Source organism: Prescottella sp. GW823-FHT02E09 (genome assembly GCF_058797375.1).
In genome coordinates this window covers 697665-719038 of sequence record NZ_JBXAJP010000002.1, presented here as the reverse complement: position 1 = coordinate 719038, position 21374 = coordinate 697665, and the positions used below count along the sequence as shown (strand labels likewise).

The 21374-nt window shown below is 69.1% G+C and carries 24 protein-coding genes; 19 read left to right on the top strand and 5 right to left on the bottom strand.

What is annotated here, in order from left to right; translation table 11 throughout:
• Positions 1-68 precede the first annotated feature (68 nt).
• Positions 69-740, bottom strand: a complete 672-nt coding sequence (locus tag AC1RIF_RS07535) for a GAP family protein (RefSeq protein WP_492600727.1) — start codon at positions 738-740, stop codon at positions 69-71.
• Between the two features lie 109 nt (positions 741-849).
• Here AC1RIF_RS07535 and AC1RIF_RS07530 point away from each other — a divergent pair, with 109 nt between their 5' ends.
• The 9 genes from AC1RIF_RS07530 to dprA all read left to right on the top strand — a co-directional run bounded on the left by AC1RIF_RS07530 (position 850) and on the right by dprA (position 8276).
• Positions 850-1824, top strand: coding sequence for a formylglycine-generating enzyme family protein (locus AC1RIF_RS07530; RefSeq protein ID WP_492600805.1), 975 nt, complete (start codon positions 850-852; stop codon positions 1822-1824).
• The gene (locus AC1RIF_RS07525; RefSeq protein ID WP_492600726.1) at positions 1824-2708 is read left to right on the top strand and encodes a hypothetical protein; all 885 of its coding nucleotides are present in this window, start codon (positions 1824-1826) and stop codon (positions 2706-2708) included. Before AC1RIF_RS07530 ends, AC1RIF_RS07525 begins: the two co-directional genes overlap by 1 nt.
• Before the next feature lie 74 nt (positions 2709-2782).
• Positions 2783-3124, top strand: coding sequence for a 50S ribosomal protein L19 (gene rplS / locus AC1RIF_RS07520; protein WP_031939962.1), 342 nt, complete (start codon positions 2783-2785; stop codon positions 3122-3124).
• A 97-nt stretch (positions 3125-3221) separates the two neighbouring features.
• Positions 3222-3989, top strand: coding sequence for a signal peptidase I (lepB, locus tag AC1RIF_RS07515; protein WP_492600804.1), 768 nt, complete (start codon positions 3222-3224; stop codon positions 3987-3989).
• Positions 3990-4039: 50 nt separating this feature from the next.
• Positions 4040-4726 carry a ribonuclease HII gene (locus AC1RIF_RS07510; RefSeq protein ID WP_492600725.1) on the top strand — a complete coding sequence of 229 codons (687 nt, stop codon included), beginning with the start codon at positions 4040-4042 and terminating at the stop codon, positions 4724-4726.
• Between the two features lie 48 nt (positions 4727-4774).
• Positions 4775-5092, top strand: a complete 318-nt coding sequence (locus AC1RIF_RS07505; RefSeq protein WP_005513927.1) for a DUF2469 domain-containing protein — start codon at positions 4775-4777, stop codon at positions 5090-5092.
• A gap of 195 nt (positions 5093-5287) precedes the next feature.
• The gene (locus AC1RIF_RS07500; protein WP_492600724.1) at positions 5288-5644 is read left to right on the top strand and encodes a YraN family protein; all 357 of its coding nucleotides are present in this window, start codon (positions 5288-5290) and stop codon (positions 5642-5644) included.
• Entirely contained in the window at positions 5644-7152 is a 1509-nt protein-coding gene (locus tag AC1RIF_RS07495) for a YifB family Mg chelatase-like AAA ATPase (RefSeq protein ID WP_492600723.1), read from the top strand. The genes AC1RIF_RS07500 and AC1RIF_RS07495 overlap by 1 nt, the downstream gene beginning before the upstream one ends.
• Positions 7149-8276, top strand: a complete 1128-nt coding sequence (dprA, locus tag AC1RIF_RS07490) for a DNA-processing protein DprA (protein WP_492600722.1) — start codon at positions 7149-7151, stop codon at positions 8274-8276. Before AC1RIF_RS07495 ends, dprA begins: the two co-directional genes overlap by 4 nt.
• 35 nt (positions 8277-8311) lie before the next feature.
• Here dprA and hadA read toward each other — a convergent pair whose 3' ends face one another.
• A complete protein-coding gene (gene hadA / locus AC1RIF_RS07485) occupies positions 8312-8845 on the bottom strand; it encodes a (3R)-hydroxyacyl-ACP dehydratase subunit HadA (protein ID WP_492600721.1) in 534 nt (177 codons plus the stop codon).
• A 152-nt stretch (positions 8846-8997) separates the two neighbouring features.
• Between hadA and AC1RIF_RS07480 the strand changes: the two genes are divergently transcribed.
• Both AC1RIF_RS07480 and AC1RIF_RS07475 read left to right on the top strand, forming a co-directional pair.
• Entirely contained in the window at positions 8998-10128 is a 1131-nt protein-coding gene (locus AC1RIF_RS07480; protein ID WP_492600720.1) for a GIY-YIG nuclease family protein, read from the top strand.
• Between the two features lie 86 nt (positions 10129-10214).
• Positions 10215-10988: a siderophore-interacting protein gene (locus tag AC1RIF_RS07475; protein ID WP_492600719.1), complete on the top strand. Its 774-nt coding sequence runs from the start codon at positions 10215-10217 to the stop codon at positions 10986-10988.
• Between the two features lie 8 nt (positions 10989-10996).
• Here AC1RIF_RS07475 and AC1RIF_RS07470 read toward each other — a convergent pair whose 3' ends face one another.
• Positions 10997-12256, bottom strand: coding sequence for a multidrug effflux MFS transporter (locus AC1RIF_RS07470; RefSeq protein WP_492600718.1), 1260 nt, complete (start codon positions 12254-12256; stop codon positions 10997-10999).
• A 61-nt stretch (positions 12257-12317) separates the two neighbouring features.
• Between AC1RIF_RS07470 and AC1RIF_RS07465 the strand changes: the two genes are divergently transcribed.
• On the top strand, positions 12318-13256 hold the full coding sequence (locus AC1RIF_RS07465) for a tyrosine recombinase XerC (protein ID WP_492600717.1): 939 nt from the start codon (positions 12318-12320) through the stop codon (positions 13254-13256).
• Here the strand turns inward: AC1RIF_RS07465 and AC1RIF_RS07460 are convergent.
• Positions 13241-13819, bottom strand: a complete 579-nt coding sequence (locus tag AC1RIF_RS07460; protein ID WP_492600716.1) for a M23 family metallopeptidase — start codon at positions 13817-13819, stop codon at positions 13241-13243. The two genes, AC1RIF_RS07465 and AC1RIF_RS07460, sit on opposite strands and share 16 nt — an antisense overlap.
• 319 nt (positions 13820-14138) lie before the next feature.
• On the opposite strand from AC1RIF_RS07460, the gene rpsB reads away from it, so the two are divergent.
• From rpsB to AC1RIF_RS07425, 7 genes are all read left to right on the top strand, one after another.
• Positions 14139-14972, top strand: a complete 834-nt coding sequence (gene rpsB, locus AC1RIF_RS07455) for a 30S ribosomal protein S2 (RefSeq protein ID WP_492600715.1) — start codon at positions 14139-14141, stop codon at positions 14970-14972.
• Between the two features lie 117 nt (positions 14973-15089).
• A complete protein-coding gene (gene tsf, locus AC1RIF_RS07450; RefSeq protein WP_492600714.1) occupies positions 15090-15914 on the top strand; it encodes a translation elongation factor Ts in 825 nt (274 codons plus the stop codon).
• 279 nt (positions 15915-16193) lie between these two features.
• Positions 16194-16922 (top strand): UMP kinase, encoded by a 729-nt coding sequence (gene pyrH, locus AC1RIF_RS07445; RefSeq protein WP_492600713.1) that lies wholly within the window; start codon positions 16194-16196, stop codon positions 16920-16922.
• Between the two features lie 79 nt (positions 16923-17001).
• Positions 17002-17559 carry a ribosome recycling factor gene (gene frr, locus AC1RIF_RS07440; protein WP_492600712.1) on the top strand — a complete coding sequence of 186 codons (558 nt, stop codon included), beginning with the start codon at positions 17002-17004 and terminating at the stop codon, positions 17557-17559.
• Between the two features lie 2 nt (positions 17560-17561).
• A complete protein-coding gene (locus AC1RIF_RS07435) occupies positions 17562-18422 on the top strand; it encodes a phosphatidate cytidylyltransferase (protein ID WP_492600711.1) in 861 nt (286 codons plus the stop codon).
• On the top strand, positions 18419-19162 hold the full coding sequence (locus AC1RIF_RS07430) for a class I SAM-dependent methyltransferase (RefSeq protein ID WP_492600710.1): 744 nt from the start codon (positions 18419-18421) through the stop codon (positions 19160-19162). The genes AC1RIF_RS07435 and AC1RIF_RS07430 overlap by 4 nt, the downstream gene beginning before the upstream one ends.
• A gap of 50 nt (positions 19163-19212) precedes the next feature.
• Positions 19213-20502, top strand: a complete 1290-nt coding sequence (locus tag AC1RIF_RS07425; protein ID WP_492600709.1) for an alpha/beta fold hydrolase — start codon at positions 19213-19215, stop codon at positions 20500-20502.
• Positions 20503-20505: 3 nt separating this feature from the next.
• Here the strand turns inward: AC1RIF_RS07425 and AC1RIF_RS07420 are convergent, their stop codons facing one another.
• Positions 20506-21345 carry an HpcH/HpaI aldolase/citrate lyase family protein gene (locus AC1RIF_RS07420; RefSeq protein ID WP_492600708.1) on the bottom strand — a complete coding sequence of 280 codons (840 nt, stop codon included), beginning with the start codon at positions 21343-21345 and terminating at the stop codon, positions 20506-20508.
• Positions 21346-21374: the final 29 nt, after the last annotated feature.

Below are 21374 nucleotides of genomic sequence, written 5' to 3'. Positions count from 1 at the left end.
CCGACGGCGCCCCGGGACCGAGGTCCCGGGGCGCCGTCGCCGTCCGGGGACGACGACAGCGCGGCAGATCAGTAGCCGCCGATGCCCTTGCCGATCAGCATCACGCCGATCACCAGCAGCAGTACCGCCATCACGGCGGCGTTGTTGGCGGTCAACCATGTCTTCAGGTCGTTCAGCCACGAGGTCGCGCGCTCGCGCATCGTGAAGTAGCCGATGACCGGGACGGCCACCGTGCACGCCGCGAGCACGGTGAACACGACGCCCGCCACGACGATCGTGCCGGCGGAGGCGTCGAGCTGGGACACCGCGACCGCGGCACCGACGATCATCAACAGGTTCTTCGGGTTGATCGCTGCCAGCGCGAAGCCGAGCCCGAGCGCCTTCACGGGTGTCACCGTGTCGATTGCGGCGAGCCACCCCGGCATCGACGGTTCCTCGCCGGGGGCCGGTCGCCCGCGCCACTGTTTCACCGACAGACCCAGCAGCACGACGCCGAGAACGATCCGGATGGTCGCGGTCACGGCATTGCCGTCCGAGTTCGACGACAGGTCCATCGTGCTGCCGACCACGATGAACAGGACGTACGCCACCGCGATCCCCAGGATCCAGCCCGCGAGGAAGGACGTCGCGGTGCTTCCCGCACGAGGGGTGAGCAGCATGAGGATGGTCGCGATGATCGGTATCGGACTGATCGCGACGCCGACGGCGAGGGGGAGCACGTCCCCGATAGCGGTACCCATCCTCGAATGCTGGCAGTGGAGAGCCGCCGCGGCACCACCCGTTGTGGGTGAATCGCCGGATGCGACTCCGGCTTTCGTGGTGGCCGAACAGATGGAAAGCTCATCGTCCATGCAGCCGATCGCGTCAGTACCCACCGATTCCTCCCGTGCGCCGAAGAACATGGTCTGGGTCCCCGGAGGAACGTTCTGGATGGGCTCCGAGGACTTCTATCCGGAGGAGCGTCCGGTCCACCAGGTGAGCGTCGACGGCTTCTGGATGGACACCCACCAGGTGACGGTCGCCGAGTTCAGACGTTTCGTGAAGGCCACCGGTCACGTCACGACCGCCGAGATCGCGCCCGATCCCGCCGACTACCCCGATGCCGACCCGGCGCTGCTCGTTCCCGGCTCGCTCGTGTTCACCCCGCCGGACCGTCCGGTCTCGCTCGACAACTACCAGCAGTGGTGGTCGTGGGTGCCCGGCGCGGACTGGCGTCATCCGGAAGGCCCCGGCAGCAACGTCGGGGGCCGCGAGCGGCACCCCGTCACGCATGTTTCGTACACCGACGCGCTCGCGTACGCGCGGTGGGCGGGCAAGGAGCTGGCGACCGAGGCCGAATGGGAGTTCGCGGCGCGTGGCGGACTCGACCGCGCGACGTACGTGTGGGGCGACGAGTTCACGCCGGGCGGCAAGCATCAGGCCAACACGTGGCAGGGGCAGTTTCCGTGGGAGAACCTCGTGGAGGACGGGTTCGTCGGAACGTCGCCGGTCGGCAGTTTCCGGCCCAACGGCTACGGCCTCGACGACATGGCCGGCAACGTGTGGGAGTGGACCACCGACTTCCACACCGCCGACCACAGCGCGTCCGGCAGGAATGTCGCTCCCGCGTCGTCGTGCTGCATCCCGCGCAACCCACGCGTCGAGGTGGGCGAGGCGCGGGACGGCGAGGTGTACCCGCGCCGGGTGATCAAGGGCGGATCGCACCTGTGCGCCCCCAACTACTGCCTGCGCTACCGTCCGGCGGCCCGACAGGGTGAGACCGAGGAGACCTCCACCTGCCACATCGGGTTCCGCTGCATAGTCCGTGGCCCGGTCCCGTCCTGATGCGGCACTGGCTCGAACGGGAGATCATCGCCAACGGGCGGCTCCCGTTGCTGTTCTTCCTCCTCGGGTTCCTGCTCGCGTTCCTCTTCATCCGGATCAGTGTCCGGATGATCCGCGCGGAGGTGCGGTGGTGGCCCGGGAACATCACCCCGGGCGGGCAGCACATCCATCACGTCGTCTTCGGGGTGGTGACGATGTTCGCCTCGGGCGTCGCGCTCATCGCGGTGTACGAGAGTGCGACGCAGGCGACCGGTGCGGTGATCGCCACGTTCTTCGGGATCGGCGCGGCCCTCGTCCTCGACGAATTCGCCCTCATCTTCTATCTCAAGGACGTGTACTGGTCCGACCAGGGCAGGGCGTCGGTGGACGCGGTCTTCGTCGCGCTCGCGGTGACCGGGTTGCTGCTGCTCGGGTTCCAGCCACTCGAACTGCTCGATCTCACCGAGTGGCGCGAGGATCCGCACATCGCGGTCCGGGCCACCATCGTGGCTCTCGTGATCGTCAACCTCGCCCTCGCCGCGATCGTCATTCTCAAGGGCAAGATCTGGACCGGCCTCGTCGGGCTGTTCGTGTTTCCGATCCTGTTGGTCGGTGCGATCCGGCTGAGCCGGCCCGGCGCGCCGTGGGCGAGATGGCGATACACGGCGAAACCCCGCCGGATGCAGCGCGCGCTCGAGCGTGAGAAGCGATTCCGGCGCCCGATGATCCGCGCAAAGATCTACGTGCAGGACCTTGTCGCAGGTAAACCGAGTGTCGAGCATGCGTTGACGGCCACCGAGGCGGAGCTCGAGCGCACCGTGCAACCGGCACCGGCGCCGATTTCCGCGCATGGTGCGGCGTCTGGCACAATGGTCGGGTTGCCTGGCGAAGGCGACTCAACTTGATCTGAGCACGAACCAGTCGAGCCACGGCCGCTCGGTTCCTCTGCTCCTGCGATTAACGCAAGGATGGAACAACCATGAACACCTTGGATTTCCTGGACGCCAAGTCCCTCCGCAACGACATTCCGGAGTTCCGCGCCGGTGACACCCTGAACGTGCACGTCAAGGTCATCGAGGGCTCGAAGGAGCGCGTGCAGGTCTTCAAGGGCGTCGTGATCCGCCGCCAGGGCGGCGGCGTTCGCGAGACCTTCACCGTCCGCAAGATCTCGTTCGGCGTCGGTGTCGAGCGCACCTTCCCGGTCCACAGCCCCAACCTGGCCCAGATCGAGGTCGTCACCCGCGGTGACGTCCGTCGCGCCAAGCTGTACTACCTGCGCGACCTGCGCGGCAAGGCTGCGAAGATCAAGGAAAAGCGCTGAGCCTCGACGCTCTGAGCTACTTCGGTTGGCCCGGCACCGCTTTCACGCGGTGTCGGGCTAATCTGTCTCAGTGGCAGATGCACCGCAGGACCCGGCCGTGACGTCGGACGCGCACGATGGCGAGGGCGCAGAGAAGCGCCGGCATCGACGCAAGGAGAAGAAGCCTCGCTCGTTCTGGCGCGAGATACCGATCCTCATCCTCGTCGCGTTGGTGCTGAGTTTCCTGCTGCAGACGTTCATCGCGCGGGTGTATCTCATTCCGTCCGAGTCGATGGAACCCACCCTGCACGGCTGTCCGGGTTGTACCGGCGACCGCATCGTCGTGGAGAAGATCAGCTACCACTTCGGTGACCCGGAACCCGGCGACGTCATCGTGTTCCGCGGTACCGATTCGTGGTCGGAGAGGTACGAGTCGACGCGTTCGTCGAACCCCGTCGTCCGCGGCGCTCAGGAACTCGGATCCCTGGTCGGACTCGTCCCGCCGGACGAGAATGATCTCGTGAAGCGTGTCATCGCCACCGGCGGTCAGACCGTCGAGTGCTGTGACGACCAGGGCCGCGTCCTGGTCGACGGCAAGCCGCTCGACGAGCCGTACATCACCATGGACTTCCCGTTCACCCCGGGCGTGCAGACCTGCGACACCGCGGTGAAGTCGGCGCGCTGCTTCGGTCCCGTCACCGTCCCCGAGGGCAACCTGTGGATGATGGGCGACAACCGCAGCAACTCGTCGGACTCGCGCTACCACGTCTCCGACGAACTCCAGGGCACCATTCCGATCGACAACGTGATCGGCAAGGCGACGTTCATCGTGCTGCCGCCGTCACGCTGGGGCAAGATCTCGTCCCCCGACATTCAGCAGCAGTGAGTACCTGGCCACCGAGAACCGTCATTCGCAGAGCATCCGGCTTGCGGACCATGGAGTCTGCACTGGTGCGCTGCGGTCTGGGGCCCGTAGCCGGCGTGGACGAGGCCGGCCGCGGCGCCTGTGCGGGACCGCTGGTCGTCGCAGCGTGCGTGCTCGGGGCCAGGCCGCAGGCGGCCCTGGCCGGGCTGGACGATTCGAAGAAGCTCACCGAGAAGGCACGCGAGGAGCTGTTCCCGGTGATCAAGCGGCTCGCGGTCGCGTGGAGTGTCGTCGAGATCCCCGCCGACGAGATCGATCGGATCGGGGTCCACGTCGCGAACATCGAGGGCATGCGGCGGGCAGTCGCCGGACTGTCGGTGCCCCCCGGCTACGTCCTCACCGACGGATTCCGGGTGCCGGGACTGCCGGCTCCGTCGCTTCCGGTGATCGGTGGTGACGCCGCTGCCGCGTGCATCGCGGCCGCGAGCGTGCTCGCGAAGGTCACTCGGGATCGGACGATGATCGCGATGGACGAGAAACTGCCCGGGTACGGTTTCGCCGGGCACAAGGGCTACAGCACCGCGGTCCACACGGCCGCGCTCCACGAACTGGGGCCGAGTCGTGAGCACCGGATGTCGTACGCGAATGTGGCCGCGGCGAGCCGCGAGTTCGATTCCGCGGCGAGCCGCGAGTTCGATTCCGCGGCGAGCCGCGAGTTCGAGTCGGCGGGGCGGCGCGGATTCGGGTCTGCGGGGTAGGTGCGAGATGATGAGTTTTCACAACAACGCAGGAGGACGTCGAGGCCGATGAGTGCCGAGGATCTCGAGAAGTACGAAACCGAGATGGAACTGTCGCTGTACCGCGAGTACCGGGACATCGTCGGTCAGTTCTCGTACGTCGTGGAGACCGAGCGCCGGTTCTATCTCGCGAACTCCGTGGAGCTGCTGCCGCACAGCGCGGACGGCGAGATCTACTTCGAGGTGCGGATGTCCGACGCCTGGGTGTGGGACATGTACCGGCCTGCTCGCTTCGTGAAGTACGTGCGGGTGATCACGTTCAAGGACGTGAACATCGAGGAGTTGGAGAAGTCGGACCTGCGTCTGCCGGACAACGGTCTGGGCTGATCGGTCGCGTTTCCGAGGACCGCGCACGCTTTCGGGGTGCGCGGTCCTCGTGTCTTCGGAGGGTGGTTGTCCACAGCTCCGCGGCCATCCACAGGGCAATCTTTTTCCCTGCTCGCGGTTCGGCCTGTCCGATCCGCGGCGGGCACAGTCCTCGTCACCGGCGGGAGGTTCCGGCCGGGTGAGGGGGAAGCCCGGATGGGACGCAATCTCGCGCTGGGCGCGATGGGGGAAGAACTGGCAGCCCGCGTACTGACGGACGCGGGGCTGCAGATCCTGGACCGGAACTGGCGGTGCCGTCACGGCGAACTGGACCTGGTGGCCGTGGACGGCGACACCGTCGTGTTCGTGGAAGTGAAGACCCGGTCGGGACTGGGATTCGGGAGTCCGGCCGAGGCGGTGACGTATCCGAAGCAGCGGCGGATCCGGATGCTGGCCCAGCGCTGGCTGTCCGCGTCCGAGCGGCACTGGCCGAACGTGCGATTCGATGTGGTGTCGGTGCTCGTGGATCGGCATCGGGAACCCGAGGTCACACACCTGGTGGCGGTGTTCTGATGGCGCTCGGGCGTGCCCACTCGGTCGCGGTGAGCGGAGTCGACGGGCAGATCGTGGAGATCGAGGCGGACATCGGCCGCGGACTGCCCGGGGTGCATCTGGTGGGGTTGCCCGACACGGCGCTGCAGGAGTCGCGGGATCGGGTGCGGGCGGCGGTCACCAACTCCGGCGAGAAGTGGCCCGAGTCGCGGGTGACGCTGGCACTGTCGCCGGCGACGCTGCCGAAGGTCGGCAGCGTCTACGATCTCGCGCTGGCGTGTGCGGTGCTCGACGCCGCCCGGCAGGTTCCGCGGGCGCGCCTCGCGAAGACGGTGCTGTTGGGTGAGTTGGCGCTCGACGGCCGGCTGCGCACGGTCCGCGGCGTGCTGCCCGCGGTGCTGGCGGCGAAGAACGCCGGATGGTCGACGGTGGTGGTCCCGGTCGAGGCGCTCGCGGAGGCCGGACTGGTCGACGGAATCGAGGTTCTCGGTGCCGACCATCTCACGGCGGTCACGCTGTGGCTGCAGGGCAAGGGGATGTTGTCCGAACCCGCGCCGTTCGACCCCGGGGCCGCGGCGTCGCGCGCCGATCTCAGCGAGGTCGTGGGGCAGGCCGAGGCGCGGTGGGCGATCGAGGTCGCCGCCGCCGGCGCCCACCATCTGATGCTCACCGGCCCGCCCGGAATCGGGAAGACCATGCTCGCGCAGCGACTGCCGGGTGTTCTGCCGGCGCTGACCGAGCCGGAGGCCTTGGAGGTCACGGCAATTCACTCCGTGGCCGGGCTGCTCACCTCGGAATGCCCGCTCATCACCGAGCCGCCGTTCATCGCGCCGCACCACACGTCGTCGGTGAGTGCGCTGGTCGGCGGTGGCAGCGGGATGGCGAGACCGGGTGCGGTCAGTCGCGCCCACCGCGGAATCCTGTTCCTGGACGAGTGCGCCGAGATGGGGACCAAGGCGCTCGAGGCCCTGCGGACGCCGTTGGAGGACGGGGAGGTGCGCATCGCCAGACGGGACGGGGTCGCGCGCTACCCGGCGCGGTTCCAGTTGGTGCTCGCCGCGAACCCGTGCCCGTGCGCACCGGCGCGGGAGGTGGACTGCGTGTGCGCGCCCACGGTCCGGCGCCGCTACCTGGGGCGGCTGTCCGGTCCGCTGCTGGACCGGGTCGACCTGCGGATCCGCATGAAGTCCGTGGCGACGGGAGCGTTGATGGACGAGGTCGGCGAGACCACCGATGAGGTGCGCGGCCGGGTTGCCGCAGCCCGGGCCGCGGCCGGCGAGCGGTGGCGGTCCTACGGGTGGCGGACCAACGCGGAGGTGCCGGGCCCGGCGCTGCGGCAACGGTTCCGGCTGCCACGCGAGGCGCTCGTGCCGCTCGAGAAGGCGCTCCGCCAGGGCGCGGTCACCGCTCGCGGCGCGGACCGTGCGCTGCGCGTGGCATGGACCCTCGGTGACCTCGCGGGCCTGGATTCGCCGGGTCGAGATCAGGTGTCGACGGCGCTCGAGTTCCGGGATCGAGGGGTGGCATGAGCGGGCACGATCCGCGGTTGGCGGCGTGGGCGTACCTGTCGAAGGTGGTGCAGGGGTCGTGCCCGCCGCTCGCGCAACTGGTCGCGGCGGTCGGTCCGGTCGACGCGGCGCGGGCGGTGCGGGAGCGGGATCTGTCGAGTTTCCTGGATCGGCGGACGTCGGCGCGGGCGCACATCGACACCGCGGCCCGGGATCTGGATCTGCTCGCGGCGATGAGCGGCCGTCTGGTGACGCCCGACGACGACGAGTGGCCGCGCTGGCGGCTGCTGGCGTTCGACGCGCTCGGCGACGGCCGCGACGACGGTGGCCCGCTGGCGCTGTGGGTGCTGGGGGATCGGCCGCTCGACGAGTTGGTGGCCCGGTCGGTCGCGGTCGTGGGTACCCGGGCGGCGAGTTCGTACGGCGAGCACGTGACCGCGGAGATCGTCGGCGATCTCGCGGCCGACGGGTGGACGGTGGTGTCGGGTGCGGCGTTCGGGATCGATGCGGCCGCGCACCGCGCGGCGCTCGGGGCGGGTGGTCTCACGGTCGCGGTCCTGGCCTGCGGGGTGGACCGGGCCTATCCCGCCGGGCACGGGCGTCTGCTGCAGCAGATCGCGCGGGACGGCGCGGTGATCAGTGAGTATCCGCCCGGCACGACCCCGGCACGGTATCGGTTCCTGGCCCGGAATCGGTTGGTGGCGGGTCTGTCCGACGGCGTCGTGGTGGTCGAGGCAGGCTGGCGCAGCGGCGCGCGGAACACCGCGACGTGGGGCCGACGGCTGGGGCGTCCGGTGCTGGCGGTGCCCGGTCCGGTGACGTCGGCGGCTTCGACCGGATGCCACCGGATGATCCGGGAGGGGGAGGCCCGCTTGGTCGCGAGCGCGAAGGACGTCGTGGAGGAGGCCGGCCCGATCGGTGTCGCAGATGGCGAAGGTGCCGGCGGCGGAGCGGTGCGCGCCCTCGACGCGCTCACCGACGACGCGGCGGCGGTGTACGAGGCGCTGCCGGGCAGCGGCACCCGGGGGACCCGGGAGTTGTCGGAGGAGTCGGGGCTTCCGGTGGCCCGGGTGCGGGCGTTGCTGCCGGTGCTCGAAATCGACGGCTTCGTCGGGTCGGACGAGACGGGATGGTTTCGGCGGTGAGCAGCGAGTGCTGCCGAACGTCGGACGAGGCCGGGTCACGCCTCGCGCATCATCACGTCCTTGATCCGGCGGAGGCGATCCGGATCGGCCTCGCTTCCGGTCCGCCCGACCAGGGTGGTCAGGGTGGTGATGACCGGCTCGCCGGTGTGGTCCGACACGACGTTCTTGGTCACGATGATGTCGCTGCCGGCGGTCTGCCGAAACGACTCGAGCGAGACGTCGACGGTCAACCGGTCACCCGCGCGCATCGGGCGGTGGATCACCAGTTTCTGGTCCGTCTGGAGAATCTGGCTCAGGTCGAATCCGGTGATGATCTGCTCGAGCAGGTACTTCTGCGCGATCGCTCCGATCACCGAGACGAAGGTGAGCGGAGCGATCAGTGCCGAATGCCCGAGCGCGCGTGCCGCTTCCTCGTCGTAGTGCGCGGGATGGTCGTTCAGGACAGCGGTCGCGTACTCGCGAACCTTCTCCCGGCCCACCTCGTAGTAGTCGGGCATCCGGTAGCTGAACCCCACCAGGCGCTCGGCGCGCGCGGCGCGGTCGTCCGTGGGTTCGGCTGATCGGGTCACCTGTCGAGTGTGACGGAAGAATCGTCGCGGCGTCCGAGATCGGACGTAGACGGACACAACCGGCCTCGGATCGTTTCCATACGGAAACGATCCGAGGCCACTGGGTAGTAAGGCGTACCGCATGCGGTCCGGTGATCGCCTACAGTCGCGTCATGGCTACCGTCTGGACCGTCCCCGAAGACATCACCCGAGTGCTGCTGGCTGCGCCGGGAATCCGCGATTTCCTCACGGACGACGAGGGGCGGGGTGTGGTGAGCGATCCCAAGGTCCGGCTCGCGGAGTTCACCGCGGTCGTCAACTCGCTGCAGGACAACGCGGGGCGCACGTTCACCTCCGTTCGCGACGCGTCCGGTGTGCTGTTCGACGGGCCTGCGGGCGGCGTCGTGGTCTCCGATGCGCTCCGGCTCGCCGTCATGCGGGTGATCACCGCCGAACCCCGCGAGCGCAAGCCGTCGCCCAATCCGCTTCCGGCCCGCGTGGTCGAGAACCTGGGTGTGTACGTCTATGCGTTGCGGGATCCGCGGGACCGGTCGATCTTCTACGTCGGCGCGGGGCGGGGCAACCAGGCCTACGCGCATGTGTGGGATGCGTTGGGGGAGGCGGGGACGCTCGACTCCGAGAATGTCGGCGATGCGGATCGTGACGACACGCGCAGTGCCTGGACTCGTCGGATCCGCGACATCTACGCGGCGGGGCACTCGGTCGATCACATCATTCTGCGGCACCGGGTCGAGGCGGCCCACGACACCGTCGGCGCAGCGCGGGAGGCCGCACATCTGGTGACCGATGCGCTGCGTCAGGTCGAGCGCCGGCCACAGCATCCGGTGTTGACGAACCTCGCCGGCGAACCGGTGGACCTCGAGAAGCGGGCCATGTCGGTGGAGGAGCTGGCCGTGCAGTACGCGGCGCTGCCCGCTCCGGAACTGCCGGTGCCGGGTGCACTGGTGCGCGTGCCCGCCGCGGCGGGTGCCGGGCTGTCCGCGGACGAGCTGTATGCGGCGGCCCGGGGCCCGTGGCGCGCCGGATCGGCTGCCCGCAACATCTCCGATCTTCCGGTGATCGTGTTCGCGGACAACATCGTTCGGGCGGTCTACCGAGCCACTTCGTGGGAGGGCGTGGGCCCGGCCACCGATCAGCTGTGGCGGTTCTCCGGGGCGGTGGATACGGAGCTCGAGGCGAAGTTCGTCGGAACCCGGGTGGCACCGGATCGTGCCGGACTCAAGGCGTGGCCGTCCCACGGTTGGGTACAGCGACTCACGTTGGCCCGCCCGCACGGGCGCTGACGAGGCGCCGCCGCCGGACGCACGGTCTGTATGGTGGTTAGGTAAAGCTAACCAATTGCATTCGGGATCGTCAGGAGTGTGTCGCAGTGGCCAGGAAGACATCGACGTTGACAGTGGTGCGCACCGAGCGAATCGCACCGCACATGGTTCGCGTCGTGCTGGGAGATCCGGGTTTCGAGTCCTTCGAACCGTCCGAGTTCACCGACTCGTACGTGAAGATCGAGTTCGGTCCCGCCGACGAGCCGGTCCTGCGCACGTACACCGTTCGGTCCGTCGACCGGGTCGCGCGCGAGCTGGCGATCGACTTCGTCGTCCACGGTGACGACGGTGTCGCGGGGCCCTGGGCGGCGTCCGTCGCGCCGGGGGAGACGGTGACCGTCCGCGGCCCCGGCGGTGCGTACTCGCCCCGTCCGGACGCCGACTGGCATCTGATCGCCGGTGACGAGTCGGCGCTGCCGGCCATCTCGACCGCCGTCGAAGCCCTCGCTCCGGACGCGGTGGCCAAGGTCTTCATCGAGGTTGCGGACGCGAGCGACGAGGTCGCGTTGGCGGGCGGTGACAACGTGGAGATCACGTGGATCCATCGTGGTGTCACCTCCGATGTCGCGGGCGATGATGTGGCGGGCGAGAACGCGCCGCTGGTGACGGCGGTCCGGGAGACGGCCTGGCTGCCCGGCGACGTGCACGTGTTCATCCACGGCGAGGCGCAGGCCGTGATGCACGGCCTGCGCCCCTACATCCGGAAGGAACGCGGAGTCCCGGCCGCATCGGCGTCGATCTCCGGGTACTGGCGTCGCGGGCGCACGGAAGAGGGCTTCCGCGTGTGGAAGTCGGAACTGGCGGCCGCCGAGGCGGTCTGAGCCTGCCGTCACCCCGCCTCGTCGACGGCGGCGCGGGGTGACGCGACTGCGGTGTGTGCATCCTCCGGCGCATCCGACGGTTCGGGCCCGGCGGCGCGGCTCAGGACCTTCAGAGCGGTCATGGCGATCACGCCCGACGCGAGGATCGCGACGGCCATCGGCACGGCCGAGTCGCCGCCGCCGAGTCCCACCAGCGGGGACATGACGGCTGCCAGGCCGAACTGCCCGGCGCCCATCAGTGCCGAGCCGGTTCCGGCCGCCTCGGGCACCCGTCCCTGGGCCAGGGCGGTCGCGTTGCCCATGATGAAGCCGATGCTCGAGACGACACCGAACATCAGGGGCAGTACCAGCCACATGTGGCTGTCGCCGACCGTGGTCGCGAGGGTGAGCAGCAGTCCGGACGCCACCAGCAGGCCGACGCCGAAGGTGAGCAGCTGTCGCGGTCCGAACCGACCGATCAGCTTGGTGTTGACGATGCTGCCGATCATGATGCCCAGCGAGTTGACCGCGAACACGATCGAGAACTGCCCGGGTGTCAGGCCGAGGACGTCCTGCACGACGAACGGCGAGGCCGAGATGTACGAGAACAGGGCGCCGAATCCGAACGCGAACGTCACCGCGTAGCCGACGTACACGCGGTTGGTGCCGACGTTGCGGATGTTGCGGGCCAGCGCGGTCAGTCCACCCCCGTGCCGGCGTTCGACGGGCAGTGTCTCGGGCACGATCGTGAGCACGCCGACGAGCATCACGACCGAGAGCGCGGTGAGGACCCAGAAGATCCCGCGCCAGCCGATCGGCCCGAGCAGCGCGCCGCCCATGAGCGGTGCGACGACGGGTGCCACACCACCGATGACCATCATGAGGCTGAACAGGCGTGCCGCCGAGTCGCCCCGAGCCCGGTCGGCAATCACGGCGCGCGCCAACACGATTCCGGCGCCGCCGCTGAGCCCTTGGAGCAGACGTGCTGCGATCAGGACGCCGATGTTGGGCGCGATCGCGCACAGCAGCCCACTGATCGCGCACACCACGGTTGCACCGATCAGCAGTTTGCGGCGGCCGAGGCCGTCGGACAGCGGGCCGATCAGCAACTGGCCGATGCCGAGTCCGGCCATGAACGTGGTCAACGTCAACTGAACGTTCGTCGGGGAGGTGTCGAGGCTGTCGGCCATCGACGGCAGGCCGGGCAGGTACATGTCCGTCGACAGCGGTGCAGTAGCCGAGATCAGAGCAAGGACGCAGAGAAGGGGAATCGGTAGAGCGCGTTTCACGTGAGAACCCTACCGGCGCGGCCGCTTGCGATTTCGCGAGGACGCCGCGACCGTTGTCGGTATGGACGTCGACCCGAACCCGCAGCTTCCGCCCGGGTTGCGCACGCATCTCGACGACTACGAGGAGTACCTCACGCTCGAGCGCGGGCGTTCGGCGCACACCGTGCGCGCCTATCTCGCCGACGTCAGGAGCCTGCTCGAGTTCCGGATCCGCAACCACCCCGACGCGACACTGGCCGACCTCGATCTGCGGGTGCTCCGCGGATGGCTGGGAGGCCAGGCCGCGGCGGGCGTCGCCCGCACCACCCTGGCCCGGCGGACGTCGTCGGCCAAGGGATTCACGGCGTGGGCGCAGCGGACCGGTCGGATGGAGGTCGACCCAGGGGTCCGGCTCGTCGCGCCGAAGGCACACCGCACGCTGCCGCCGGTCCTGCGCCAGGACCAGGCGGCCGAGGCGATGGCTGCCGCGCAGTCCGGTGCCGACCAGGAGGATCCGATCGCGCTGCGGGACCGGCTGATCGTGGAGCTGCTCTACTCGACCGGGATCCGCGTCGGCGAACTGTGCGGACTCGACGTCGCCGACATCGACATCGGCAGGCGCGTGCTGCGGGTGCTCGGTAAGGGCGACAAGGAACGTGTGGTTCCGTACGGCAGGCCGGCGGAGGACGCGATCGACGCGTGGCTGCGCGCGGGTCGACCCGAACTCGTGAACGAACGGTCCGGTGATGCGCTGCTACTCGGACGCCGGGGCGGACGCCTCGATCAGCGTCAGGCCCGCGGCGTCGTGCACGACGTGGTCCAGGCCGTGCCCGGAGCGCCCGACCTCGCGCCGCACGGGCTGCGGCACTCGGCGGCGACGCACCTGTTGGAAGGAGGCGCCGACCTGCGCGTGGTCCAGGAACTGCTGGGGCATTCGAGTCTGGCGACCACTCAGCTCTACACCCACGTCTCGGTTGCGCGGCTGCGCGCCGTCCACGATCAGGCTCATCCTCGTGCCTGACCGTCGGGTTCGGTAGGTAGAAGCCGGATCGGTACCGCGCGGACCAGGGGCAGGGGGTCGAGGTACTCCCGGTCGCGGCGTAGACCCCAGTGCAGGCACGCCGTCGCCGCACATTCGGGGTGCCCGGGTACGACAGTGCCGAGGGCGGAGCCGCGTTCCACGCGTCGGCCCGCGGTGACCGTCGCGTCCACCGGTTCGTACGTGGTCCGCAGTCCGCCCGGGTGATCGATCGAGACGACGGGCTTTCCGGCGACCGAACCGGCGAAGACCACCGTTCCGGCACCGGCGGCGAGCACCGGCTGTCCCGGCGCCGCCGCCAGGTCGACGCCGCGGTGCCCGGGCAGCCAGTTCCGCTCGGGTTTGTCGAACGCGCGTGCCACTCGCGGTCGGGGGCGCAGTGGCCAATCGAACGCCGAATCTGCCGCGCCGACGGTCCGGGCCGCCGGAGTGGTCGGACGCGGCTCCGGTTGCGGTGCGGCCGCTGCGGGGGAGACGCAGAGACAGAACAGCGCCGTCGCGGTCACGGCGCCGCATACGGCGCGGGGCGGGCCAGGGAACCTCATGGATCGACTCTGTCGCGCGATCCGTCCCCGCAGGACCGATCCGCCGATCTGTGGATACCCGAATTCGTCATCCACAGATTTCCCGACCGTCTCGCCACCTGCGTCTTCCGCACCCTCGGGTCGCGGGTTAGGAACGGCGGCGGTCAGGCCGTACACTTGTCGAGCGGTCTGTGCACGCACAGTCCGACTTCGCGCGCCCGCGCATTATCCGGTCTTCGGCTGGTCCTGCATTCGTGCAGGTCCGACGATCGGGCGGGCGCCAGGGCAGAGGTCACCCGACCACTGCAACAACCGGCAACGAAAGAAGAGGTACACAGCCATGGCTGTTGTGACCATGAGGCAGCTGCTCGACAGCGGCGCACACTTCGGGCACCAGACCCGCCGCTGGAACCCGAAGATGAAGCGGTTCATCTTCACCGACCGCAACGGCATCTACATCATCGACCTGCAGCAGACGCTGACGTACATCGACAAGGCGTACGAGTTCGTCAAGGAGACTGTCGCCCACGGCGGCACCGTCCTGTTCGTCGGTACCAAGAAGCAGGCCCAGGAGTCCATCGCGGCCGAGGCGACTCGCGTCGGGATGCCCTACGTCAACCAGCGTTGGCTCGGCGGCATGCTCACCAACTTCTCGACCGTCCACAAGCGCCTGCAGCGCCTGAAGGAGCTCGAGTCGATGGAGCAGACCGGCGGTTTCGAGGGTCGCACCAAGAAGGAAATCCTCATGCTCACGCGTGAGATGACCAAGCTCGACCGCACTCTCGGCGGCATCCGGGACATGGCCAAGGTTCCGTCGGCCATCTGGGTCGTCGACACCAACAAGGAGCACATCGCCGTCGGCGAGGCGCGCAAGCTGAACATCCCGGTCATCGCGATCCTGGATACCAACTGCGACCCCGATGTCGTCGACTACCCGATCCCGGGCAACGACGATGCGATCCGTAGCGCCGCCCTGCTGACCAAGGTTGTCGCTTCGGCAGTGGCCGAGGGTGTGCAGGCCCGTGCCGGCCTGAGCGCCGACAAGGACGCCAAGCCGGAGGCCGGCGCAGGCGAGCCGCTCGCCGAGTGGGAGCAGGAGCTCCTCTCGCAGGCGGCTCCGGCCGCCGAGGCACCGGCCGCTGAGGCCCCCGCCGCGGACACGCAGCAGTCCTAGTCGATTCGGCCCCGACCCTTGCGGTCGGGGCCGTTTCACTCAGCTGCTCCGGCCCGGCCCCGCACTTCGCGTCGCGGGAGTCGGGCACCGAAACTCATCCGAGGAGGATTGCCCCCGATGGCGAACTACACCGCCGCTGACGTCAAGCGGCTCCGCGAGCTCACCGGCTCCGGAATGATGGACTGCAAGAACGCGCTCGCGGAGACGGACGGCGACTTCGACAAGGCTGTCGAGCTGCTCCGCATCAAGGGTGCCAAGGACGTGGGCAAGCGCGCCGAGCGCACCACGGCCGAGGGCCTGGTCGCGGCCAAGGACGGCGTCATGATCGAGATCAACGCCGAGACCGACTTCGTCGCCAAGAACGCCGAGTTCCAGGAGCTGGCCGAGAAGGTCGTCACCGCGGCTGCCGCCGGCAAGCCTGCCGACCTGGAGGCACTCAAGGCCCTCGAGGTCGACGGCAAGACCGTCGACGCCGTGGTCCAGGAGCTCTCCGCCAAGATCGGCGAGAAGCTCGAGCTGCGTCGCGTCGTCTCCTTCGACGGCCCGGTCGCGACCTACCTGCACAAGCGTGCCTCCGACCTGCCCCCGGGCGTCGGCGTGCTCGTCGAGTACACCGGTGAGGGCGAGGCTGCCGCCGAGGCTGCCCGTGCCGCCGCGATGCAGGTCGCCGCGCTCAAGGCCAAGTACGTCACTCGCGACGAGGTCCCCGCGGACGTCGTCGAGGCCGAGCGTCGTATCGCCGAGCAGACGGCCAAGGAGGAGGGCAAGCCCGAGGCTGCGCTCCCGAAGATCGTCGAGGGTCGCGTCAACGGTTACTACAAGGACGTCGTCCTGACCGAGCAGTCCTCGGTCACCGACTCCAAGAAGACCGTCAAGGCCATTCTGGACGAGGCCGGCGTCACGATCACCCGCTTCGCGCGGTTCGAGGTCGGCGCCAGCTAGTCTCACTTCCACACATCGGCCCCGCCGGCCGGGTGGGTGCAGTCGTCGATCCGGTTCACCCGGATCGACGGTCCGCCCACTCGGTCCGTGCGGGGCCGACGTGTGCGGCGGGCGGGGTCAGCGCTGGTGATCCCGGGTCGATGAGGCAGGATGGTAGAGCCTGTTCCGGAGGGTCTGCCGGACGGGTCGTCGACGCCCGGCCCGGCCCGTTCGTGGCCCGCTCGCCGAAGAACCGCAATACTTCTAGAACCGCACAACCTGCAGAACCGAGGGAGAGTTATGACCGCACCGGCCGACGAACGTCCAGGATTCCGACGTGTGCTCCTCAAGCTCGGCGGTGAAATGTTCGGTGGCGGCAAGGTCGGGCTCGATCCGGACGTCGTGACGACGGTTGCCGAGCAGATCGCCGAGGTCGTGCGCTCGGGCGTGCAGGTCGCGGTGGTCATCGGTGGCGGCAACTTCTTCCGTGGCGCCGAGTTGCAGCAGCGAGGTCTCGACCGCGCGCGCTCGGACTACATGGGCATGCTCGGCACCGTCATGAACTGCCTTGCGCTGCAGGACTTCCTGGAGAAGCAGGGTGTCGACACCCGGGTGCAGACCGCGATCACGATGGGGCAGGTCGCCGAGCCGTACCTGCCGTTGCGCGCCCGCCGTCACCTCGAGAAGGGGCGTGTGGTGATCTTCGGGGCCGGCATGGGTATGCCGTACTTCTCGACCGACACCACCGCTGCGCAGCGCGCGCTCGAGATCGGCGCCGAGGTGGTCCTGATGGCCAAGGCCGTCGACGGCGTGTACTCCGCCGATCCGCGACTGGACCCGGACGCCACGATGTACTCGGAGATCACCCACCGCGAGGTGATCGAGAAGGGGCTCAAGGTCGCCGACGCCACCGCGTTCAGCCTGTGCATGGACAACCAGATGCCGATCATGGTGTTCAATCTGCTCACCCAGGGGAATATCGCGCGCGCGGTGTCCGGTGAGAAGATCGGAACGCTGGTCAAGTCATGATGGCGTCCAGTGTGATCATGATCCGGGACGGATACGACCGTGACCGTCGAGATAGCCAACGAGTTGGAGGAGAACAGCCGTGATTGATGAAGCTCTCTTCGAGGCCGAGGAGAAGATGGAAAAGGCCATCACGGTTGCGAAGGACGACCTCGGCTCCATCCGGACCGGTCGAGCGAACCCGGGCATGTTCAACCGGATCGTCATCGAGTACTACGGCTCGATGACGCCGATCACGCAGCTCGCGAGCATCAACGTGCCCGAGGCTCGGATGGTCATCATCAAGCCCTACGAGGCGTCGCAGCTCGCACCGATCGAGAACGCCATCCGCAACTCCGATCTGGGCGTCAACCCCAGCAACGACGGCAGCATCATCCGCATCTCGGTCCCGCAGCTCACCGAGGAGCGCCGTCGCGAGTTCGTGAAGCAGGCGAAGGGCAAGGGCGAGGACGCCAAGGTCTCGATCCGCAACGTCCGCCGCAAGACGATGGACGAGCTGTCGCGCATCCAGAAGGAAGGCGAGGCGGGTGAGGACGAGGTCGGTCGCGCCGAGAAGGAGCTCGACAAGACCACCGCGCGCTACGTCAACCAGATCGACGATCTGGTGAAGCACAAGGAAGCAGAATTGATGGAGGTTTAGCCGTGGGGAAAGCTGACGGCGCCTCCGCGGCGACCGCCGCCCCGGCCTCCAAAGCCGGACGCAACCTGCCTGCCGCGATCGCCGTCGGCGGCGGCATCGGCGCCGCGTTGATCTTGATCCTGATCTATGCGCCGCTGGTGTGGATCGGCGTTGTCGCCGTGGCGATGGCGATCGCCACGTGGGAGGTCGCCAAGCGACTGGGCGAGGCCGACATCCGCGTCCCGGTGGTCCCCTTGTTGCTGGGCGGTCAGGCCGTCATCTGGCTCAGTTGGCCGTACGGGACCGAGGGGGTACTCGGGGCGTTCGCCGGCACCGTACTGGTGTGCATGGTGTGGCGCCTGTTCGACCACGGGCTGGGGGCCACCCCACGCAACTTCCTGCGGGACACCGCGATCTCGGCCTTCGTGGCCGCGTGGATCCCGTTGCTGGCGTCCTTCGCGACGCTGATGGTGCTGCAGGACGACGGCGCCGGCCGGGTGTTCTGCCTCATGATCATCGTGGTGTGCTCCGACGTGGGTGGTTACGTCGCCGGGGTGTTCTTCGGTAAGCATCCGATGGTGCCGGCGATCAGCCCGAAGAAGTCGTGGGAGGGATTCGCCGGCTCGCTCGTCTTCTGTGTCGTCGGTGGCGTCCTCACCGTGACGTTCATCCTGGACGCGAACCCGCTGATCGGCGCCCTCCTGGGTGTCGCGCTGGTGTTCACCGCGACGCTGGGCGACCTGATCGAATCCCAGGTCAAGCGCGAGCTTGGCATCAAGGACATGGGCACGCTGCTGCCCGGGCACGGCGGCATCATGGATCGGCTCGATTCGCTGCTGCCGTCCGCTTTCGTCACCTGGCTCGTGCTCACCGCGCTGGTGTGAGCCGGTTCGACCGCAGTCGGGGGCGGGCTCGGGGACCGATCCCGAGCCCCAACATCTGGCACTGGCCCGACATCTACGAGGTCGAGAACCGCGCCCAGGACGTCGACGGTGTCGTGTTCGACGTCCTGTCCGAGGTCGCGGATTGGTGCGGCCGCGACGTCCTCGACGTCGGGTGCGGTGCGGGCTTCCACCTTCCGCTGTTCGCGGCGTCGGCCCGGTCGGTGGTGGGAGTCGAACCGCATCCGCCCCTGGTGGCCGCCGCCCGCGGTCGCACCGCCGGACATCCCTCGACGAGGGTGCTCGAGGGGTCCGCGGACGCGCTGCCACTGCCCGACGACAGTGTCGATGTCGTGCACGCGCGCACCGCGTACTTCTTCGGCCCGGGTTGCGGCCCGGGCATTCTCGAGGCGATGCGGGTGCTCCGTCCGGGTGGGGTGCTCGTGATCGTCGATCTCGATGCGACGGTGGCGCCGTACGGCTCCTGGATGCGTGACGATCTTCCGCACTACGACCCGGTGGCCGTCGAGGCCTTCTTCGACGCCCAGGGTTTCGCAATGCGTCGGGTGCGGACCCGTTGGGAGTTCGAGGACCGGGACGCGCTGCGGGCGGTGCTGGGCATCGAGTTCACCGCGCGGACCGCGGCCCGTGCCTTCGCGGAGACGCCCGGCCTGGGACTGGAAGTCGGGTACCGCGTCCATACGAGGTCGGTGTCGAGCGGTCTCATCCTCCCGCGCAGTTAGTGTTACTCGGAGTATTGACACCGGCGCTGCCGTCGTGTGAGCTGGGTCGCATGCTCTCAGTGCGACGGAACCGTTGGACGGCAGTGATTCTCGGCGTGTGCCTTGCGGCCGCGACCGCCGGCGTGGCCGGAGCCGCCCCTGCGCCTACGGACTTCTATCAGGTAACGGCACCGCTTCCGGCGGGCGATCCGGGTGCCGTGCTGCGCGCCGATCCGTACGCGCCGCTGCTGTCGATCCCGAACCAGGCCGGGCCGTGGCCGTCCGGTGCGAATCGGATCATGTACCGCACCACGGATCCTCACGGCGCCGCGACGGCCGCTACCGCCACGTACTTCGACGCGAGCCTGCCGTGGGTGGGCGCGGGTGCGCGACCGCTCGTGGTCCTCGCGCCGGGGACACAGGGGCAGGGCGACCAGTGTGCGCCGTCGAAGCTGTTCGCGCAGGGGCTCCACTACAGCCCCCCGTTGGACTTCGCGGTCGAGTACGAACTGCTGCAGGTGCACGCGCTGCTCTCCCGCGGCATCGACGTCGTGGTCACCGACTATCAGGGGCTCGGCACCGAGGGCATGCACAGCTACGTCGACCGTCGGGCCGAGGCGCACGCCGTGCTCGACGCCGCGCGGGCGGTGAAAGCGTTGCCGGGAAGCAGGATCGGCGCGGACAGCCCGATCGGGCTGTGGGGGTACTCGCAGGGCGGGGGAGCGGCGGCGGCCGCGGCCGAACTGCAGGCCGCATACGCGCCCGAACTGAACATCAGCGGCACCTATGCCGGCGGCCCTCCGGCCGATCTGCGTGCCGTGTCGGCCGCACTCGACGGTGGTCTCGCAGCCGGCCTCCTCGGCTACGCGGTCAACAACATCTACGCCGGCTACCCGGAGACCCGGGCCGAGATCGACGGCGTCCTGAGCCCGGCCGGGCGGCAGGCGCTCGACGACATCGCGAACCAGTGTGTCCCCGAGACGATCGCGCGGTACGGCATGCACCGGACGTCGGAGTGGACTCGGGACGGACGCTCGGTCGCGGAACTGATCGACGCGCTGCCTACGGTGCGCGCGGTCGTCGACGAGCAGCGGATCGGACGGGCGGTGCCGACGGCGCCGGTCCTGATCGTGCAGGGGCGCAGCGACGACGTGATTCCGCATGCGCAAGCGCAGCAGCTCGCCGCGGACTGGTGTGGAGCAGGCGCCACCGTCCAGTTCTCGACGGCCGAGTTCCCGCCGATCGCACCGGGGCTCGTCGTCGGGCACGGTCTGCCGATGGTCTCCGGGCTGCCGGAGGCGCTCGACTGGATGACCGACCGCCTCGACGGGGTGCCGGCGACGTCGAACTGCACCGTCTGACGGTCAGTGGAGGCCGAACACGTCGGCCAGGTGGGTGAGCTTCTTGGCCTTGGCGAGTCGGGGTAGGTCGCTGCCGTCTCGTACGCGCTCGCCGTCGGCGCCGAGGTCGGCGATCACATCGTGAGCCCAGGCGATGTCGTGGGGGCTCGGGCTCAGTGCGCGGTTGACGGTCGACGCCTGGTCGGGGTGCAGGCACAGCTTCCCGGTGAGACCCAGCGAGACCGTCGCCTCGCAGTCCCGTTGCAGGATGGTCTCGTTCGCGGACACGGTGGGGCCGTCGATCGGGCCCCCGGCCAGTCGTGCTGCCCGGCTGGCGATCACCAGACGTGAGCGCGGGTACGCCATCGCCGTGACGTCGTCGCTCATCCCGGTGTCGCGGCGGAAGTCGCCGCTGCCGAACGCGAGCCGGAACGTGCCGTCGGCGCGGGCGATCTCGGGCGCCGCCTCGAGCCCGACCGCGGATTCGATCAGTGCCAGGATCGGGGTGTCCGGCAGCCGTTCGGCGGTCGCATCGACCTGTCCGCCGCTCTCGGTCTTGGCGAGCATCACCCCCTGCAAGCCCGGGAGCCCGGCGAGGGCCCGCAGGTCCTCCTCCCAGTAGGGGGTGGTGGCGTCGTTGATCCGCACCCACGCGGCGCCCCGGCCGGACAGCCACTCGGTGACCGCGGTGCGCGCCTCGGGTTTGCGGTCGGGGGTGACGGCGTCCTCGAGGTCCAGGATGATGGCGTCGACGTGTTCGGGACGAGCGAAGCTGTCCGGTTTCGTGGCCGCGGTCAGGAGCCAGGAGCGAGCGAGTTCGGGGCGGACGGTGCGGCGCTCGGATGGCTGTGTACGGGTCGTCACGGATCGGCTCCTCGGGTGAAAGACCGTGC